Here is a 17,955-nt window from a genome sequence, read left to right as displayed (position 1 = left end):
TAGGACAATTAAAAAAGTGCTGTACAAGCGACTCAACATCAGACCTGGCAAATGCAGGGCAAGTTTACTTCCCAAATAGGTAGATGGAAAAACTCCCACAGCTAGCCAACCAGTCAACTCCCAGTCAATATGTCCAAGAAAGCATGAATGATTGTTGAAGGGATTACCATGAGTGTAACGGTTGCCAAAGAGGTTGCTAGAGCTGCTCGTAACCCCAACCCAATACCCAATTGATAAAGAGGGACTAACAAAAGTCCGCCACCATTGGCAAGCAAGCCATTGATTAATCCCAAGAGGGGCGACCAATAGGGAATGATTCTTTCATGCAACTGTGCTTTCGTTTCAGGTAAGCTGCGATTTCGGAGTCCACTTAAACCGTAAACTCCTACGGACAGGATAAACCCTGCTGTTAAAAGCATCAGGATTGTCCCTGGAAGAAATTCAGTAATCCAGGCTCCGAGTAAGACACCAGGGAAGCCCCAAAGACTAGTTAATAAGGCAATACGCCAGTAAATGAGGTGTTCCTTTCGATAGGCGATCGCACCTCCGATTGCGCTTGGTAATGTAAGTGGAAGCGGACTAGCCAGAGCGATTAAGGCTGGTAGCCCTAACAGCCGTAGAATGGGCGTACCAATTGAACTCCCGCCTAAACCAAACAGCCCAGAACAAAAACCCATGCCAACTCCAACCAAAATTTCTAAAAACCAAGGTAAGGAAGTCATGTTAAATAGAACCTGATATTTTTCATAAAGATTGAGTACGCTTACTGAATGCGTGATTGCAGTTATTTAATTTCGATAGACATCACTTTTTCAAGTCTTTGACAAAATCCTGCAACATCAAGCTCTTAACTTAAAAAATATCAGTTTTGGCTGAATTAAGCATATCTGCTCACCATCAGAGAAATCTTTCCGAGTTCTTAACTTTTACCCCTTAATGTGAAATTGCAAGTCGAGATTACAGTAATTAAAAGCTATGAATACTTTAGACTGCAATTCTTAAAATTTTACTTCCAAAGACTTAATTTATGGCTAAAGCTAACACTAACATATTTGCTCACTAATAACTTTTAGGGTTTATCTCTGTCTAATACTTGTTATTTATTGTCAACATTATGTCTAATATTCGTCAACAACAACCACATCCCTCAAAGAATGAAAATATTGTATTTGAAACAATTAAAACAATTGGTTTAAGCTTGGTTCTTGCTTTTGGTGTTCGCACCTTTGTTGCTGAAGCCCGTTATATACCCTCTGGATCAATGGAACCAACACTCCAGATTAATGACCGCTTAATTATTGATAAAGTTACCTATGACTTTATCTCACCTCAACGGGGTGATATTATTGTTTTTAATCCAACAAAAAAACTACGTTCTGAAAACTATCATGAAGCTTTTATTAAACGTGTAATTGGCTTGCCAGAGGAAACAATTGAAGTTAAGAATGGACTAGTTTATATTAATGGTTCGCCTTTAAAAGAGAATTATCTTGAAGCTAAACCAGACTATCAATGGGGGCCTGTAATTGTACCAAATAATTCTTATCTAGTTCTTGGAGACAATCGCAATAACAGTTATGACAGTCACTATTGGGGTTTTGTTCCCCGCAATAAAATCATAGGTCGAGCCATTGTGCGCTTTTATCCCTTCAACCGAATTGGATTTGTCAATTAAACTGTTTATTGAATAAAATTCATTATTTCATTCTAATTTCATTTCTTGATGCCATACTAACTACACAGAGTCACAAATTATTTACTCCAAGTCAATCAGTATTTATGAAGGTTCAAAAAACTATGAAAAATATATCTCATCCATCTATAGAAGTAAGCGATAAAAATGAAAAATCCTTATCCAATGCTGATATTGTGCATACTTATCTGCACGAAATCGGACGTATTCCTTTGTTAACTCATGAACAAGAAATTGATTTGGGCAAACAAGTACAACAAATGATGATTTTACTTACTGCCAAAGAAAAATTAGCTACTCAATTAAAGCGTCAACCTACGCAAAAAGAGTGGGCTGAAAATATAAATATCAGTGAAGCATTACTAGTGCAACAACTACACCAGGGACATCAAGCCAAGCAAAAAATGATTAGGGCTAATCTACGACTTGTAGTGTCTATTGCTAAGAAATATCAAAGACGTAATCTAGAATTTCTCGACTTAATTCAGGAAGGAAGTTTAGGTTTAGAGCGAGGAGTTGAAAAATTTGACCCTAGCAAAGGGTATAAGTTTTCAACTTATGCTTATTGGTGGGTTCGTCAAGCAATTACACGAGCGATCGCTCAACAAGGACGCGCCATCCGTTTACCTATTCATATTACAGAAAAACTGAATAAAATCAAACGAACCCAACGAGAACTAGCTCAAAAATTAGGTCGTACTCCTACAGCAGTTGATATTGCTGAAGAACTATCTTTAGACCCCAAACAAGTTCGAGAATATTTACTCATAGCACGTCAACCTGTCTCTCTGGAATTACGAGTTGGCGCAGAACGAGAGACGGAATTACAAGATATGTTGGAAGATGAAGGAGTTTCTCCTGAATTTTACACCGATCAAAAGTTTCTCCAACAAAATATTCAAAATTTATTGTCAAAACTAACTCCCCAACAACGGGAAATATTAACTTTACGTTTCGGTTTAGTAGATGGAAATGAACTTTCCTTAGCGGAAATTGGTCAACGCATGGGTGTTAGTCGAGAACGAGTAAGACAGGTAGAGCTACAAGCTTTGAGTACCCTACGCAGGTATAAAGAACAGGTGCGTAGTCATCTCGCTAGTTGATGCTGAGAGCATAATACGAGTAGCAACATCAATTTCAGCTAACAAAAAATTCTGTGATACTAGCAAAAGTACATTAATTAGGAATAAGTTTAATCATGACTAATATTTGGCTTTGCATAATTTTGGGATTGATAGCAGGAATTGTTAGTGGCATGACAGGCATTGGTGGTGGAATAATTATCTTACCTGCTTTGATTTTTTTCTTAGGATTCTCTCAGCACCAAGCACAAGGAACAACATTGGCTTTGTTAGTTCCACCAATAGATTTATTAGCAGCATGGACTTATTACAAGCAAGGATATGTAGATATAAAAGTAGCTGCACTTCTCTGTCTAGGATTTATTTTAGGTGGGTGGTTCGGTGCCAAAATAGGAACGATTTTACCGAGTGGGGTTTTAACTAAAATATTCGCCTTGCTACTAATTATGAGTGCTGTTAGAGTTTTATTTGCAACCCCTAATGATTCCGTATAATTAATTATTTCTTAACTTGTTTATCATATAATGCAGGCGTTGCTATTGAGTTTTTTAATAAGCAACGTTTAATTTAGAAGCGAGGGTGCGTTGGCGTGACGCGCCCACCGGAGGTGTTCGCTTGAATGTTTTAGAATTTACTCTACTAGTCTGGATTAGTTCTGCTACGGCAGGCTTTTTGGGAGCGTTGACAGGCTTAGGTGGTGGAGTGGTGCTTGTTCCTCTGTTAACTTTGGTTTTTGGTGTTGACATTCGTTACGCAATCGGTGCTTCGCTAGTATCCGTAATTGCAACTTCTTCCGGCGCTGCTTCTGCTTACGTCAAAGAAGGCTATACTAATTTACGCTTGGGAATGTTCTTGGAAGTAGCAACGACATTTGGAGCGATCGCAGGTGCAACCATAGCCGCTTTTGTTTCCACTAGAATACTCGCTGTGGTGTTTGGATTTGTTTTACTTTACAGCGCCCATCTCTCGCGTCAATCCCGTCCTGAACACTCAGCTGATACTCCACCTGATCGTTTAGCAACTCGTTTAAAGCTAAATAGCACTTACCCAACACAGTCAGGTGAACAACCTTACAATGTCCATGCTGTTCCCGTAGGATTTAGTCTGATGTTTGTCGCCGGAGTGTTTTCCGGGTTACTTGGTATTGGTTCTGGCGCACTTAAGGTACTAGCAATGGATCAATTCATGCGGATTCCGTTTAAAGTTTCTACTACTACCAGTAATTTTATGATTGGGGTGACAGCAGCAGCTAGCGCGGGTGTGTATCTGAAACGAGGTTACATTGACCCTGGACTAGCAATGCCTGTCATGTTAGGAGTACTTTTAGGCGCATTGTTGGGAGCTAAGGTATTAGTAAAAGCAAGAGTAGGCGTTTTAAGAAATATTTTTAGTTTAGTCATTGTGCTATTAGCTATTCAAATGATTTTTAACGGCTTTATTGGGAGAATTTAAAATGTCCCAAAATCGACACAAGTTGAGTGAAAGACAAGTCGAAATTTTGGTCGGTAATTTGTTAAGATATGGCGTACTTTTAGCTTCAGCTTTAGTCTTGCTTGGTGGAGCTTTATACCTAATTTATCACGGCAAAGAAACTCCTAATTATCAAATATTTCGTGGTGAACCTCCAGCTTTTCGCTCTCCTGAAGGAGTTGCAAACTCAGCATTATCAGGTCGTCGTCGTGGCATTATTCAACTTGGATTGTTGTTATTAATTGCGACTCCTGTTGCTAGAGTTGCTTTTTCTCTATTAGCTTTTATCCGCCAGCGAGATATCACCTATATTATTTTGACTTTGATTGTTTTGACTGGGCTGATTATTAGTTTTATAGGTAGTTAATAAATAAGAATTAAGTTTAGTCATAGTTGGAAACCTCGTTACTTAGTGTATCCCAATTTAGCTGCACTGCCCTATGTAGTAGTAGCTCTGGCAAGGGCAGATTCAGAGGATAGATTACTAGATTACTTTAAACCAGGTACTTAAAAGCTTAGTTTCAATAAAGTAACTAAATTTTTGATTTAAAATTATCTTTTCAAGTTCTTGACTATTATTTTGTAAGCTATAAATTCATAACAGATTTAGACATAATTCAATGATACGAAAAATTTCTACCTTTTGGTTACGACATATATATCCTCGTTTAGCTCCTTTAATTGCCACGATTGGTGTAGTTGGACTCATAGTTTGTCTACTGATTTTGTTTATTGTCTCCAAGCTTGCTGAAGAAGTTCTGGAAAAAGAAGCTTTTGCATTTGATACATCTTTCTTATTATGGTTACATCAATTTGCCAATCCGAGTCTTGATAATTTAATGTTATTTATTACGAATCTTGGTAATCCCAAGACAGTAGTAGTAGTCGCAGCAATGACTTTAGGAATACTTTGGTGGCGACGTTACCGAGTAGAAACATATATTTTTGTGCTTACTTGTATAGGAGGGTTAACTCTAAATACAGGTTTAAAGTTATTTTTTTCAAAACCCCGTCCGCAACTTTGGACACTTTTGATTTCTGAAAAATCTTTTAGTTTTCCTAGCGGTCATGCACTAGGCTCTATGGTAATGTATGGTTTTATTGCCTATATACTAGCTACTAATTATCCTAAATTTTCGCGGCTAATCTATGTTGTCGCAGTTATTCTAATAGCGGTAATTGGGATTAGTCGGCTATATTTAGGTGTCCATTGGCCCACAGATGTAATTGCAGGATATAGTGTTGGATTTTTGTGGTTAATGATATGTATCACGATGCTGAAACTACAGAGATTAAGGCAAGGGCAATTACTAGAGTAAAACATTCAATAACGTTCGCTAAACGTTACTCATTCCAGTAGAATATGCGTCATTTACTTAATTTTTCAAAGTTTTGGTTTTAAATAGCCGCATTCCATTTGCAGTTACTAGCAGGGAAGTTCCTGTATCAGCTAAGACGGCGATCGCTAAACCAACAAACCCAAAAGTCCCTAATAGCAAAAATAAAGCCTTAGTTACCAGAGAAAAAACCACATTCTGTTGAATCACTGACACAGTACGTCGGCTTAAATCTACTGCGTAAGCAAGTTGTCTCAAGTCACTACCTACCAGCACCACATCTGCTGTTTCTAAAGCGATATCAATTCCACCCACAGCAAAACTAATATCTGCCGTAGCTAAAGCGGGTGCATCGTTAATGCCATCTCCAACCATACCTACTACTCCGTGACGACGCAACTGTTGAATTACTTGCAGTTTATCTTCAGGTAACAGTTCTGCCTGATACTCTGTAATTCCAACTTGTTGGGCAATTTGCTTGGCCACAACAGTGCGATCGCCTGTCAACATCACCAACTGCTTCAATCCAACCCGCTTCAACTGTCGCAGGGCTTCTGTTGCTTCCAAGCGGATACCATCAGAGAGTGCGATCGCTCCTAATAATCCTTCATTTGTCCCTACAAGTACCGGAATCTGACCCAGTTGTTCAATTTCAGTTAACAAAGATTCAGCTTCATCAGACAAGCAAATACCTTGGTCTGAAAACAACCGTCGATTACCAACTAAATACAACATCTGACTTAAGTTTGCCTGAATCCCTTTACCGGGTAATGCGGTAAAATCAAGAGGCGTTGCTAACTCCAGCCCTAAATCTTGAGCCTTTGCCACAATAGCTTTTGCTAAGGGATGTTCAGACTGTTGTTCTAAGGAAGCGGCAATCTGTAATACCATATCTGCACTTACTTTCCCCAAATCATAAACCTGCTGCACAATGGGTAGCCCTTGGGTAATTGTGCCAGTTTTATCAAAAGCAAGGGTAGTCAGATGTCCAGCAGTTTCCAGTGCATTACCCCCTTTAAATAAAACGCCCTGCCGAGTTGCAGCACCAATAGCACTGACAACTGAAACTGGGGTAGAAATGACTAAGGCACAGGGACAAGCAATTACTAGCATGACCAGTGCGCGGTAAAGCCAGACGTTAAAAGGTTGAGCAAAAGCCAAGGGCGGTATTAGAGCAATGGCGATCGCTGCTAAAATCACTATCGGAGTGTAGACCTGTGCAAACTTATCCACCCATTGCTGTGAAGGTGCGCGGCTTTCTTGAGCTTGTTCCACCAAATTAATAATTTTGGCAACGGTTGTATCGCTAGAAGTGTGCGTAACTTTGACTTCTAAAAAGCCTGTCTGATTTAAAGTGCCAGCAAAGACAGTATCTCCAACAGCTTTATCTTCTGGGATTGACTCTCCTGTAATTGGAGACTGGTCAATGGCACTGTTACCAGAAACAACCACACCATCCAACGCCACACGCCCTCCTGGTCGAATTGTCAAAATTTCACCTAGCTGAATACTTTCGACCGGAACTGTAAATTCCTGATTCCCGCGCTTAACTGTAGCAGTAGGTGGAGTCAAATCCATTAGTGAGCGAATGGCATTGCGGGTACGACCAAAGGTGAAAACTTGTAATGTTGTGCCTAAAGAGAACAAAAAGACAACCAGCCCCCCTTCAAACCAGTCTCCTAAAATCACTGCCCCAATCACCGAAATAGTCATCAGCAGATTCATATCGGCGCGGCGCAAGCGCAACTCAAACAAACCAGCCCGTGCGATCGGATAGCCAGCAATTACTATACCAATGCCATAAAAAGCTCGTGCAATCCAGATGGGTAGCACTAAATACTGAGTAAGTAAACCTAAAACTAAACCTATACCTGCAAGTATGACACTCTGTCCTCGACGATTTTCAATCCAGAATCTCCAGCTTGTTAAGTCGGATTTTTGTTTTTGTTTGGACTTGTTTATTGGCTGAGAATGCTCGTGGTCATGACCACAAGCATCAGTGTGATGATTGGAACTTGTTTCAACACCCTCCTCGACCGTGTAACCTAAATCTTGAATCCGGTCATAAATTGCTTTCTCATTTACCAATTGTGGGTCATAGGATATATGCAATCTTTCGCTGGCAAAGCTGACTGATGCTTCTTGTACGCCTATGATCTTCTGCACCCCAACCTCAATGGTTTTGGCACAACTGCTACAATCCATCCCGCTAATTTGTAGCTGTAGCGTTTGCAGAGAAACTATATCTACGTTATGGTCATGATTTTGGTGGTCATGGTCGTGTTCACCGCCACAGGAATGAGTATGCTGATGGGATTGCGCCTGATGACTTTGCTCTATCGTATAACCCAAACCTTTAATTTGGTTATAGATACTCTTTTCACTCAATACCTCTGGATCATAAGAAACCCTAGCCTTACCAGTTGTAAAGTTTACCGTTGCTTCTGTCACACCATGTAACTGTTGCAAAGCGACTTCAATTGTCTTGGCGCAGCTTCCACAGTCCATACCGCCAACTTGCAAAGTTTGGGTTTTGAGGGAAGGAGTTTGAGTCATAGCAGCTTTAGAATCAAGGCAAAAAGTTAACTGCCAATATTCTAATACAACAATTGAACAACTATTCAATTGTACAATGGTTATCATTTTAGGTATTATTGAGATTGATAACCATTGCTAAGTAAAATTTGCTATGAATAAGCACAAGAAAAAGCAGGACTTAGAGTTAATTCCAAGTTCTGACACCCCTACCTGTGATACTCATCTGGTGCATCTAGATAATGTACGCTCATCTCAAGCTCAAATCTTACCGACAGATAAAGCACAACAAATGGCAGAAATTTTTGGGGTGTTAGCAGATACAAACCGTATACGCCTCCTATCAGCTTTGGCTTCTAGTGAGTTGTGTGTTTGCGATCTAGCTGCATTAACCAAAATGAGTGAATCAGCAGTTTGCCATCAGCTGCGGTTATTGAAAGCTATGCGTTTAGTCAGCTATCGTCGAGAAGGTCGGAATGTTTATTATAGTTTGGCTGACAGTCACGTTATTAACTTATATCGCTCTTTAGTGGAAAATTTAAATTAATAAAATATTGAAGTTTTAACTTATTGGTTTATCAATTTTATTCTATAAAAATCAAAATACATAAAAAAAATTATATATATGCTTTGCGTATGCCTACAGCAATCCCAATGCGTATATGTATTATATATTTTTGAGGTATTTTGTAGTTATGAATAATGTAAAATTCTAAACACGAATATAGCCTAAATATCATAGTTATTCCTAACAAAAATTCCAACTAAAAATTTCACCCAAATTTCATATCGATATGAAACACTGGAAAAAGACTACTATTCAAACTCCTTAAACTACTCACAAAAGCGATGTAACTACCTAAAGAAAGCGGTAGTCCAAATTTACACATTAAATGCCAACATCCAAAACGATTCTGCTTTCTCACTAACTTAGGACACAACAAGCGATGGGAATCTCTAATTTGTTTCAATGTTCTGCTCCACTGCGTTATGTTTCGTTGACAATGTTGAGTTTGTTACTACTAAATACTCCTACTACTGTTTTGGCTGGTGCTGGACACGACCATAGCGGTGCAAGTTCATTTCAGGGTAGTGGAAGCGAAGCACCTGGTTCTGTTGAAGTTGACGCAGAAACCGCAAAATTGCTAGGAGTTAAGGTCGAACCAGTGCAACGCCAACGATTAGCTATCGGCATTAAAACTACTGGACAGATTGAAACCTTACCTAGCCAGAAAGTGGAAGTCACCACCCCAATTCAAGGGGTAAAAGTAGTTGAACTGCTGGTAGAGCCAGGCGCATCAGTGAAGAAAGGTCAACCTGTCGCTGTTGTAACCAGTCCAGATTTAGTGACATTGCGCGTGGAATCTCAAGACAAATTAGCACAAGGTCAGGCTGATTTACAGCAGGCTGAAGCTGACTTGAGGCTGGCTCAACAAAATTACGATCGCTATCAACAAATAGCCGCAGCAGAAGTCGCCCAAGCTCAAAGCCAAGTAGCATTCGCTCAAGAAAAGTATGAGAAAGATCAAGTGTTAGCCACTGAAGGTGCTTTGGCACGTCGCAACGCTCTTGAATCTCAAACCCAACTAGCAGAAGCTAAAGCTAAACTAACCACAGCCAACAGCCGCCGCGATGTCATTGCGGCTGAAAATCAACTCAAACGCGCTCAAGCAGCAGTTAGCCTAGCAAAGTCCAATATTAATCGCAGCAGTGCTATTTATGAAACTCGCCTTTCTCAACTAGGAAACCGTGCTAATACTAAAGGACTAATCACAGTAACGGCTCCAATTTCAGGCAAGGTTATTGATAGGGAAGTTACTATCGGTCAATCATTTCAGGACGCGGGTGGTAAATTAATGACGATCTCAGATGATAGTCAGGTTTTTGCCACAGCGAATATCTATGAAAAAGATTTAGATAAAGTGAGGACAGGTCAACAGGTAAGGATGAAGGTTGCTAGTGTGCCTAATCAAACCTTTATAGGCAGGATTACACGGATTGGCTCAGTAGTCGAAGGAGAAACGCGAGTAGTACCAGTACAAGCCGAAATCAATAACGCTAGAGGGCAGCTAAAACCCGGAATGTTTGCCGAACTTGAAGTTGTAACAGACCAGACATCTACAGCTACTTTGGCAATTCCCCAGTCTGCTGTAGTAGATGCAAATAATAAGAAATTGGTCTATGTCCGAAACGGCAATGCCTTCCAATCTGTTGAAGTTGAGTTAGGACAAACCTCTGGAGATTTAATTGAGATTAAAAGCGGTTTATTCGAGGGAGATTCAGTAGTTACCCAACGTGCGCCACAACTTTATGCACAGTCATTGAAGGGTGGTAGTAAATCCAACGAAGGAGAAGAACAGGAACAAGCACATTCAGAGGAAACTGAGGCTAAAGCTAACAGTTTCCCTCTACCTTTATGGTTACTAGGTGCAGGGGGAGGAGTGGTGATCGCAACTTTGGCTTTCCTAGCTGGTAGTTTCTGGTCTAGCCGTCGTAACCGTTCCCGTTTAGTACCAGTAGGTGACGGTTTTAATTATGAAACCGAGGTTTATATCGACAACCACAAACAACCAAGCTCCTCTACTCCCGCCATTTCTGTTGAGAAAAATGACAAGGATACTCATTCCAATTACTAATAAAAAATTTGCGGTGCTGATTAAGAGTATGAATTTATCGGGCTACGCCCCGCTAACGCTAATACCATTTCACTAAAAAAATGATAAAGGTAATTAGGGAAGAAATATGAGCAGAAGTGTATGGCAGGAGTCACCAAAGTAAAAATAAAAGAGTCAGCCGAGGAATTACATGATCTGCTGAGAAAACAAAAAACAGCATTAGGGAAAGAACGAATAAGCGCGTTGTATTTACTGAAGATAGGGCATGTAAAGACAATACAAGATTTGGCAGTGGTGTTGGGAAGAGGGAGTGCGACGGTACAAAGGTGGTTAAAGGCTTATACAGAGTCGGGAATTACCAGTCTAGTATCAAGAAAGAAGGGATCAGGGCGACCACCAATTATTAACACGGAAGTAAGAGAGCAACTTTTAAAAGAACTGGATGACCCCCAGGGATTCAAAAGTTATGAAGAAATCCGAACATGGTTAAAAGCGGTGGAGGGGGTAGAAGCTTCATATAAAGTAGTACACGATACGGTGCGTTATCAAATGAAAGCGAAGCTAAAAGTGCCGCGTGCAGTAGGTATAAAACACCAGGAAGAAGCGGAAGAAGAATTTAAAAAAAACTTCCCCAATACTTAGAAGTAATTAAAAAACACGTCATACCAGAAAAAGACAAAAACAGAAGCATCAGATATTGGTGTGAGGACGAAAGCCGTGTGGGGTTGAAAACTGAAGCTGGCAGATTAATTACAATAAAAGGTACCAAGCCTGTTGGTATCATCCAATGGAAACGAGAGAATTTTTATTTATATGGATTGGTAGAACCATTAACTGGAGAATACTTTATCTGGGAATTTTCTCATTTAAATGCAGCTTGTTTTCAGGTTTTCTTAGAAAAGTTCTCTGCTACTTATGCCCAAGATATACATATCATTCAGTTAGATAATGGTGCTTTTCATTTTAGTCAGCATCTTCAGATACCAGAGAATATAATTTTATTGTTTCAACCTCCACATACACCACAAGTTAATCCCATCGAGCGATTATGGGAGGAAGTTAAAAGACATTTGGCGTGGGAAAGCTTTGGAACGTTAGATGAATTGAGGTATTTTATCTGGAAGCGTTTAGAGAAATTAAACACATCAATCGTTGCTTCTATTACAGGTTGGGATTTTATTCTTGATGCTTTATTTGCATCAGATTTTTCGTGAATTGGTATAACACGCAGTACCGCTTTCGCGTAGCGTCCCGTAGGGAAGGCAGAACCCGCAGGGTGGCGCAGAGAGTAGGAGTTTTAAATCCCTGATTTTTTATTTCATACTTCAATTCAGCAGCGCCAAAAAATTAATAATGTGGAATTTGAAATTCTCTCTTATAAAGTTGTGGATTTGAAATAATTAACAACTAATAACCAACAACAATTAACAACTAAATAGATAATGATTAGTACAGTTGCTAAATGGGTAATTTCTCGACGGTGGTTAGTAGTGATTGCGGCACTTATTTCTACAATAATCATATTATTTAATACTATCCCGCAAATGCCGTTGGATGTTTTCCCCAACTTTGCACCTCCCCAGGTCGAAATTGAAACAGAAGCTCCCGGACTCGCTCCTGAAGAAATAGAGTCTCTGGTGACATTACCAATTGAAAGCTCAATCAACGGCACACCAGGGATTAGCGCAGTTCGTTCTTCCTCCTCAGCAGGACTTTCTGTAGTCAGAGTTGTTTTTGGCTGGGGAACAGATATCTATCAAGCCCGCCAGTTAGTACAAGAACGACTGCAACAAGTAGTAAGTAAGCTACCTGAAGGAATTGAAACACCAAGACTCGCTCCTATCAGTTCACCTATCGGCACTGTATTAAAATATGCTTTCACAGTGGAAGAGGAGGGACAGAAAGGAGAAACATCCATCCAAAACCCAACATCTAAAATCGACTTGATGGAAGTACGCCGAATCGTTGATTGGCAAGTTACAAACCGCCTTTTAGCAGTTCCTGGCGTTAGTCAAGTACTAGTGTATGGCGGTGATGTACGCCAGTATCAAGTATTAGTATATCCAAACAAACTCAGAGCTTTTAATGTATCCTTACAGCAAGTATCTGAAGCAGTACAGGGGGCAAATGTCAATGCTCCTGGTGGCTTTTTAATCAGCCCTGACAAGCAAACTCTGATTCGGGGAATTGGTCGAATTGAATCCTTGGATGATTTAAAACAATCTGTAATTGTTGCCCGTCAAGGAACGCCTGTACGCTTGGGAGATGTTGCCGAAATTCAAATTGGCGGTGCGATTAAGATAGGCGATGGCAGCTTAAATGGTAAAGATGCTGTAGTGGTGATGGTGAATAAGCAACCTCTAGCTGATACTCCCACCGTCACCCGTGCGATTGAAGCCGCAATATCTGAGCTAGAAGCAGGTTTACCGAAAGGAATTAAAGTAAATGCAACCTTCCGTCAAGCTGATTATATTGATGCTTCAGTAGAAAATGTTAGATCAGCCTTGGTGGAAGGTAGTATTATTGCCGCACTTATCCTCATTCCTTTTTTGATGAATTGGCGGACTCTATCACTTTGCTTGTTAGATTTTGTTTTGACTTTTGTGTTCTCCTTACAAATATTATCCTGGCTAGGCTTGGGGCTAAACACTATGACTTTAGGCGGATTAGCGATCGCCATTGGGACAGCAATTGATGATGCCATTGTCTATGCAGAAAATACTTATCGCAACCTCCGCCAAAATAAACATTCTGCCAATCCGCGTCCGGTACTAGAAGTCATTTTTGAAGGCGGACAAGAAGTCCGAGAATCTCTCCTCGGTGCAACTTTAATTACTATTGTCGTCTTTTCTCCAATATTTGCCCTCGCAGGTGTAGAAGGCCGAATTTTTGGACCAATGGGAATGACTTATTTAGTGGTGGTTATGGTTTCCAGTTTAGAATCATTACTATTGAGTCCGGCTTTGTGTGCAATTTTACTTCCACACGGAAAAATGCCGTTAAAAGAACCATTAATACCCCGAATTTTCAAGCGGCTGTATTATCCTTGTTTAAATTTTGCTATCCGCAGTCCCATGATCATTATCTCTGGGGCTGTGGCGGGGATGATAGCGGCAATGGTGATTTTTCCAGCTTTGGGACGGGCTTTTTTACCAGAATTTCAAGAATCAACTTTGGTCAATACTTTAGCTCTTTATCCAGGTTCATCTTTAGAAGCTACTAACAGTGCCGCCTTTGTGTTGGAGAATAAACTCAAAGATGATCCCAGGTTAAAATATGTGCAGTTACGCGCAGGACGCGCCCCTAGTGATCCAGATGCCGCACCCGTAAATCTTGGTCATCTCGATATTGGGCTGAGTGACAAAGGAATGGAAAAGCGTAAAGAAACAGTAGAATGGTTGCGGGAAGAATTTAATAAAGTACCGGGTGCTGCTGCAAATATTGGTGGATTTATTTCTCACAGAATTGATGAAATATTATCTGGAGTAAGAAGTCAAATTGCTGTGAAAATATTTGGACCAGACTTAGAAGAACTCCGCCAAATTGGTCAACAAGTTGAAAGTGCAATGTCATCCGTGTCTGGGCTTGTAGATTTACAATTAGAACCGCAAGTTCCCATCGAACAGATTCAAATAAAATTTGACCGTGTTGCCGCATCACGTTATGGTTTAACAGTTGGGCAACTATCTGAACTTGTCGAAACTGCGCTCAATGGTAAAGTAGTATCGCAAGTTTTGGATAAGCAACAAAGTTTTGATTTAATTGTCTGGTTACAGTCAGAATACCGTAATAATTTACAAACAATTGAAAATTTGTTAGTTGATACCCCTTCCCAAGGTGGAAATGAAGGAGGAAATAAAATTCCTTTAGCTAACGTGGCTAAAGTTACCTATGGCACTGGCCCAAATACCATTAACAGGGAAAATGTTTCCCGTCTAATTGTAGTATCTGCTAATGCTCAGGGCAAAGATTTGCGATCGGTAGTCAATGAAATTAAAAATAAAGTCAAGGCACAAGTGCAATTGCCCTCTGGATACTTTATTCAGTATGGCGGTCAATTTGAAGCCGAAGAAAGAGCCTCACAAAATATTTTGATTTTCAGTGCCATTTCCTTCGTAGTGATTACGGTATTAATGTATCTTTCTGTCAAATCCATTGCTTCTACAGCAATGATCATGATTAACTTGCCCATCGCTTTAGTCGGAGGTGTAATTGCTGTGGCACTAACAGGGGGCGTTGTTTCAGTCGCTTCCTTGGTAGGTTTTGTGACTTTATTTGGTGTAGCTACTCGCAACGGACTACTTTTAGTAGACAATTACACTACTAAATTTGCTAGCGGAATGTCGTCAAAAGAAATTATTATAGCCGGGTCAATGGAAAGACTAAATGCTATTTTGATGACATCCTTCACATCCGCTTTGGGATTAGTACCGTTAGTAATTGCAGTGGGGCCAGGTAAGGAAGTTTTACAGCCACTTTCGATAGTGGTTTTGGGTGGTTTGTTTACTTCTACAGCATTAACCTTGCTGGTTTTACCTGCTTTGTACTCGAAGTTTGGTAGGTTTTTATTACCTAAGCGAAGTGCGGTTGTTGAGGAAAATGGGAAGGTAGCTGGGGTGGTGTTGGAGAATTAATTAGCATCACTAAGTTAAGCGCAGATGGAACAGTAATTTTGCTAAATTAGAGCCAGTGAATTCTTTACTGGCTGATAACATAAGAATTAATTATAGGTACACATAAACTTCCAATAATGGGCATCGCTGATTCAATAAAATACTCTGTACAATATCACTTTTATGAGATTTTTTGAAAAAAGTATAGGGGGAAAATATTTCAAGTTGTTCCGTTACCTGCGATGGATTTTGCTAGGTTTAGTAATTAGTGTATTAGCAAAACCTTTAATAGCAACGGCTTATATAGGTTTAATGACGAATGGCTCCCGCTACCTTCAACCAGAATTAGTCCCAAAAGAACAGGTTGCAATAGTATTCGGTGCAGGAATTCTTCCCAATGGTAATCCCACACCCATGTTGTCAGACCGTGTAGAAGCTGCTGTCAAACTTTATAAAATGGGAAAGATTAGTAAACTCTTGATGACAGGAGATAACAGTACAGTTTCCTATAATGAGGTCAGGTCTATGCTGAAATATGCCCATGATCTGGGTGTACCGATGAAAAACATTACCCTAGATTATGCAGGTTTCAGCACTTATGAGAGTTGTTATCGCGCTCATAAGGTTTTTGGTGTACATAAAGCTGTTGTCATCACTCAAAATTATCATCTTCCCCGCACTGTTTATACCTGTCGCCAATTAGGACTGAAGACAGTTGGTTTAGGAACTCCAGATATAGAAATTTATGGACTACGAGGAATGATTCCCGATTTATTACGAGAATCATTAGCGAATGTCAAGGCTTTGTGGGAAGTTGACATTACCCGTCCCCGACCTACTTTTTTAGGACAGTTTGAACCAATTAATTGATGAAGTTTTTAAAATTTATCATCTCGATTATTTTGTGCTTATTTATTTTTATGTAAACATTTGATTTTATTCAATTGAGGCTAACATATTTATGCCTAATTCAACATCCCAAGTGACTAAACTTAAGAGCAAGAATAACGAATTTTCATCTACAGCAGATATAGTGCGTATCTATCTTCATCAAATTGGACGTATACCTCTGTTAACCCATGAGCAAGAAATTTTTTTTGCTCAACAAGTTCAGCAAATGATAGCAATTATTACTGCGAAGGAAAAACTATCTGAAAAATTACAGCGTGAACCCACTCTGCAAGAATGGGCTAACAAGATGCAGTTGAAAGAAGATGTGCTGCTGCAACAACTCAGTCAAGGAAAAATTGCCAAGCAGAAGATGATTCAGGCTAATCTGCGGCTGGTGGTGTCTATTGCTAAAAAATACCAGAAACGCAATATTGAGTTTCTAGACTTAATTCAAGAAGGTACATTGGGGCTAGAACGAGGGGTAGAGAAATTTGATCCAACTCTTGGATACAAGTTTTCTACTTATGCTTACTGGTGGATTCGTCAGGGAATTACACGAGCTATCACACAACAATCCCGCACCATTCGTTTACCCATTCACATGGCTGATAAGCTGAACAAAATTAAGCGTGTTCAACGAGAGTTATCTCAAAAGCTTGGTTACATTGCTGGCGTGACGGAAATCGCCCAAGCCCTCAATCTGGAACCTAGTCAGATTCGAGAATATTTGCAGCTTGTTCGTCAACCTGTTTCCTTAGATATGCGAATTGGGTTTGAGCAGGATACCCAATTACAGGATCTGCTGAAGGATGATGGAATGTCTCCCGAACGCTACGCCGAACGAGAATTGCTCTATCAAGACATTCACAACCTATTAGCAAACCTGACTCCCCAGCAAAAGGAAGTCTTAATCTTGCGCTTTGGTTTAGCAGGTGAATACGAACTTACCCTCGTACAGATTAGTCAACGTATGGGCATTTGTCGGGAACGAGTGCGACAAGTGGAACAACAAGCTCTCACACTTCTACGAAGATATGGGATGAACATACGCAGCTATCTAGCTGGCTGATGTTCCTTAATTTTGAAAGCTTGTAGTGGTTATTTGACTTTCGTCCTTTGCTTTAGCCACCAAAAGGTTCCCAAACCTGCAATCATGACACCGAGCGCCATAGCTCCGGTAAACCATTGATTCCCAGACTTGGTTGACTGACTTGATGGTAATTCTTGCTCAATTTTTTGGGAACTTGTAACTGGTGCTGATGTCGATGCTGCTACACCACTAGCTACTATTACCTCATACTGCATCTGGAAGGATTTAAAATTACTTTCGACTTTGGGAGTGCAAGCTAACTCTAACTGATAAGCTCCTGTTTTAGGAAAAACAACATCTGCACCAGGAATACCCTGATATCTCTCAACTGAAATCGCTTGCACCGTAGGCTGTAATACAGGCGAATCTTCCTGTTTACGGGGTTGAGAGTAGACAGCCATTTGGCAATTCGCCTCCGACACTGGCAAGATTTTCCCTCCCTTGCGGGTGAGTGCAACCCAGACTCTCGCTGTTTCTCCTGCTTTGGGACTGTGATTTGGTTCAACGTGCCAAGTACCAGCCACATCCCCCGATAGTTGAATGTTATGTGCTAACACTGGGGTGACGAGCAGTGACAGAAATACCGCTCCCATCAAGCTTATATTAATCTTTGATTGGTGTGACATTGT

16 protein-coding genes are annotated in these 17,955 nt (G+C 40.2%); 13 read left to right on the top strand and 3 right to left on the bottom strand.

The features are described from left to right. Window positions 1–113 precede the first annotated feature (113 nt). Window positions 114–722, bottom strand: coding sequence for a sulfite exporter TauE/SafE family protein (locus NCWK1_RS18475; RefSeq protein WP_245894933.1), 609 nt, complete (start codon window positions 720–722; stop codon window positions 114–116). A gap of 392 nt (window positions 723–1,114) precedes the next feature. Here NCWK1_RS18475 and lepB point away from each other — a divergent pair, with 392 nt between their 5' ends. From lepB to NCWK1_RS18445, 6 genes are all read left to right on the top strand, one after another. Next, window positions 1,115–1,675 (top strand): signal peptidase I, encoded by a 561-nt coding sequence (gene lepB / locus NCWK1_RS18470; RefSeq protein WP_103125726.1) that lies wholly within the window; start codon window positions 1,115–1,117, stop codon window positions 1,673–1,675. 122 nt (window positions 1,676–1,797) lie between these two features. Further along, complete coding sequence (locus NCWK1_RS18465) at window positions 1,798–2,796, top strand: RNA polymerase sigma factor, RpoD/SigA family (protein WP_103125791.1); 999 nt, start codon at window positions 1,798–1,800, stop codon at window positions 2,794–2,796. 95 nt (window positions 2,797–2,891) lie between these two features. Continuing rightward, complete coding sequence (locus tag NCWK1_RS18460; RefSeq protein WP_103125725.1) at window positions 2,892–3,269, top strand: sulfite exporter TauE/SafE family protein; 378 nt, start codon at window positions 2,892–2,894, stop codon at window positions 3,267–3,269. Window positions 3,270–3,390: 121 nt separating this feature from the next. After that, complete coding sequence (locus NCWK1_RS18455; protein ID WP_026081539.1) at window positions 3,391–4,227, top strand: sulfite exporter TauE/SafE family protein; 837 nt, start codon at window positions 3,391–3,393, stop codon at window positions 4,225–4,227. Window position 4,228: 1 nt separating this feature from the next. After that, entirely contained in the window at window positions 4,229–4,612 is a 384-nt protein-coding gene (locus tag NCWK1_RS18450) for a DUF1634 domain-containing protein (RefSeq protein ID WP_017307576.1), read from the top strand. A gap of 253 nt (window positions 4,613–4,865) precedes the next feature. Continuing rightward, window positions 4,866–5,564: a phosphatase PAP2 family protein gene (locus NCWK1_RS18445; RefSeq protein ID WP_103125724.1), complete on the top strand. Its 699-nt coding sequence runs from the start codon at window positions 4,866–4,868 to the stop codon at window positions 5,562–5,564. A gap of 57 nt (window positions 5,565–5,621) precedes the next feature. Here NCWK1_RS18445 and NCWK1_RS18440 read toward each other — a convergent pair whose 3' ends face one another. After that, window positions 5,622–8,138 (bottom strand): heavy metal translocating P-type ATPase, encoded by a 2,517-nt coding sequence (locus NCWK1_RS18440; RefSeq protein WP_187308179.1) that lies wholly within the window; start codon window positions 8,136–8,138, stop codon window positions 5,622–5,624. A 133-nt stretch (window positions 8,139–8,271) separates the two neighbouring features. Between NCWK1_RS18440 and NCWK1_RS18435 the strand changes: the two genes are divergently transcribed. From NCWK1_RS18435 to sigB, 7 genes are all read left to right on the top strand, one after another. Then, window positions 8,272–8,664, top strand: a complete 393-nt coding sequence (locus NCWK1_RS18435) for an ArsR/SmtB family transcription factor (protein ID WP_017307573.1) — start codon at window positions 8,272–8,274, stop codon at window positions 8,662–8,664. A gap of 400 nt (window positions 8,665–9,064) precedes the next feature. Then, a complete protein-coding gene (locus NCWK1_RS18430; RefSeq protein WP_103125722.1) occupies window positions 9,065–10,753 on the top strand; it encodes an efflux RND transporter periplasmic adaptor subunit in 1,689 nt (562 codons plus the stop codon). A 120-nt stretch (window positions 10,754–10,873) separates the two neighbouring features. Then, complete coding sequence (locus NCWK1_RS18425) at window positions 10,874–11,374, top strand: helix-turn-helix domain-containing protein (RefSeq protein ID WP_103125321.1); 501 nt, start codon at window positions 10,874–10,876, stop codon at window positions 11,372–11,374. Between the two features lie 5 nt (window positions 11,375–11,379). Then, window positions 11,380–11,946: an IS630 family transposase gene (locus NCWK1_RS18420; protein ID WP_103125322.1), complete on the top strand. Its 567-nt coding sequence runs from the start codon at window positions 11,380–11,382 to the stop codon at window positions 11,944–11,946. A gap of 228 nt (window positions 11,947–12,174) precedes the next feature. Next, on the top strand, window positions 12,175–15,366 hold the full coding sequence (locus NCWK1_RS18415; RefSeq protein WP_103125721.1) for an efflux RND transporter permease subunit: 3,192 nt from the start codon (window positions 12,175–12,177) through the stop codon (window positions 15,364–15,366). A 162-nt stretch (window positions 15,367–15,528) separates the two neighbouring features. Then, a complete protein-coding gene (locus NCWK1_RS18410) occupies window positions 15,529–16,215 on the top strand; it encodes a SanA/YdcF family protein (RefSeq protein ID WP_103125720.1) in 687 nt (228 codons plus the stop codon). A 91-nt stretch (window positions 16,216–16,306) separates the two neighbouring features. Continuing rightward, entirely contained in the window at window positions 16,307–17,305 is a 999-nt protein-coding gene (gene sigB, locus NCWK1_RS18405) for a sigma-70 family RNA polymerase sigma factor SigB (RefSeq protein ID WP_103125719.1), read from the top strand. Between the two features lie 29 nt (window positions 17,306–17,334). On the opposite strand, the gene NCWK1_RS18400 is transcribed toward sigB, so the two are convergent. Next, the gene (locus NCWK1_RS18400) at window positions 17,335–17,919 is read right to left on the bottom strand and encodes a hypothetical protein (protein WP_222838797.1); all 585 of its coding nucleotides are present in this window, start codon (window positions 17,917–17,919) and stop codon (window positions 17,335–17,337) included. Window positions 17,920–17,955 lie beyond the last annotated feature (36 nt).

This window comes from Nostoc cycadae WK-1 (assembly GCF_002897135.1).
GTDB lineage: Bacteria > Cyanobacteriota > Cyanobacteriia > Cyanobacteriales > Nostocaceae > Nostoc_B.
Note: the sequence above shows the minus strand (reverse complement) of the source record. Positions and strands in the feature narration are given on the sequence as shown.

Excerpts from the sequence above, each read along its gene's own strand:
- NCWK1_RS18475 (WP_245894933.1), bottom strand. The coding sequence starts at position 722 with ATGACTTCCTTACCTTGGTTTTTAGAAATTTTGGTTGGAGTTGGCATG.
- lepB (WP_103125726.1), top strand. The coding sequence starts at position 1,115 with ATGTCTAATATTCGTCAACAACAACCACATCCCTCAAAGAATGAAAAT.
- NCWK1_RS18465 (WP_103125791.1), top strand. The coding sequence starts at position 1,798 with ATGAAAAATATATCTCATCCATCTATAGAAGTAAGCGATAAAAATGAA.
- NCWK1_RS18460 (WP_103125725.1), top strand. The coding sequence starts at position 2,892 with ATGACTAATATTTGGCTTTGCATAATTTTGGGATTGATAGCAGGAATT.
- NCWK1_RS18450 (WP_017307576.1), top strand. The coding sequence starts at position 4,229 with ATGTCCCAAAATCGACACAAGTTGAGTGAAAGACAAGTCGAAATTTTG.
- NCWK1_RS18445 (WP_103125724.1), top strand. The coding sequence starts at position 4,866 with ATGATACGAAAAATTTCTACCTTTTGGTTACGACATATATATCCTCGT.
- NCWK1_RS18440 (WP_187308179.1), bottom strand. The coding sequence starts at position 8,138 with ATGACTCAAACTCCTTCCCTCAAAACCCAAACTTTGCAAGTTGGCGGT.
- NCWK1_RS18435 (WP_017307573.1), top strand. The coding sequence starts at position 8,272 with ATGAATAAGCACAAGAAAAAGCAGGACTTAGAGTTAATTCCAAGTTCT.
- NCWK1_RS18430 (WP_103125722.1), top strand. The coding sequence starts at position 9,065 with ATGGGAATCTCTAATTTGTTTCAATGTTCTGCTCCACTGCGTTATGTT.
- NCWK1_RS18425 (WP_103125321.1), top strand. The coding sequence starts at position 10,874 with ATGGCAGGAGTCACCAAAGTAAAAATAAAAGAGTCAGCCGAGGAATTA.
- NCWK1_RS18415 (WP_103125721.1), top strand. The coding sequence starts at position 12,175 with ATGATTAGTACAGTTGCTAAATGGGTAATTTCTCGACGGTGGTTAGTA.
- NCWK1_RS18410 (WP_103125720.1), top strand. The coding sequence starts at position 15,529 with ATGAGATTTTTTGAAAAAAGTATAGGGGGAAAATATTTCAAGTTGTTC.
- sigB (WP_103125719.1), top strand. The coding sequence starts at position 16,307 with ATGCCTAATTCAACATCCCAAGTGACTAAACTTAAGAGCAAGAATAAC.
- NCWK1_RS18400 (WP_222838797.1), bottom strand. The coding sequence starts at position 17,919 with ATGGGAGCGGTATTTCTGTCACTGCTCGTCACCCCAGTGTTAGCACAT.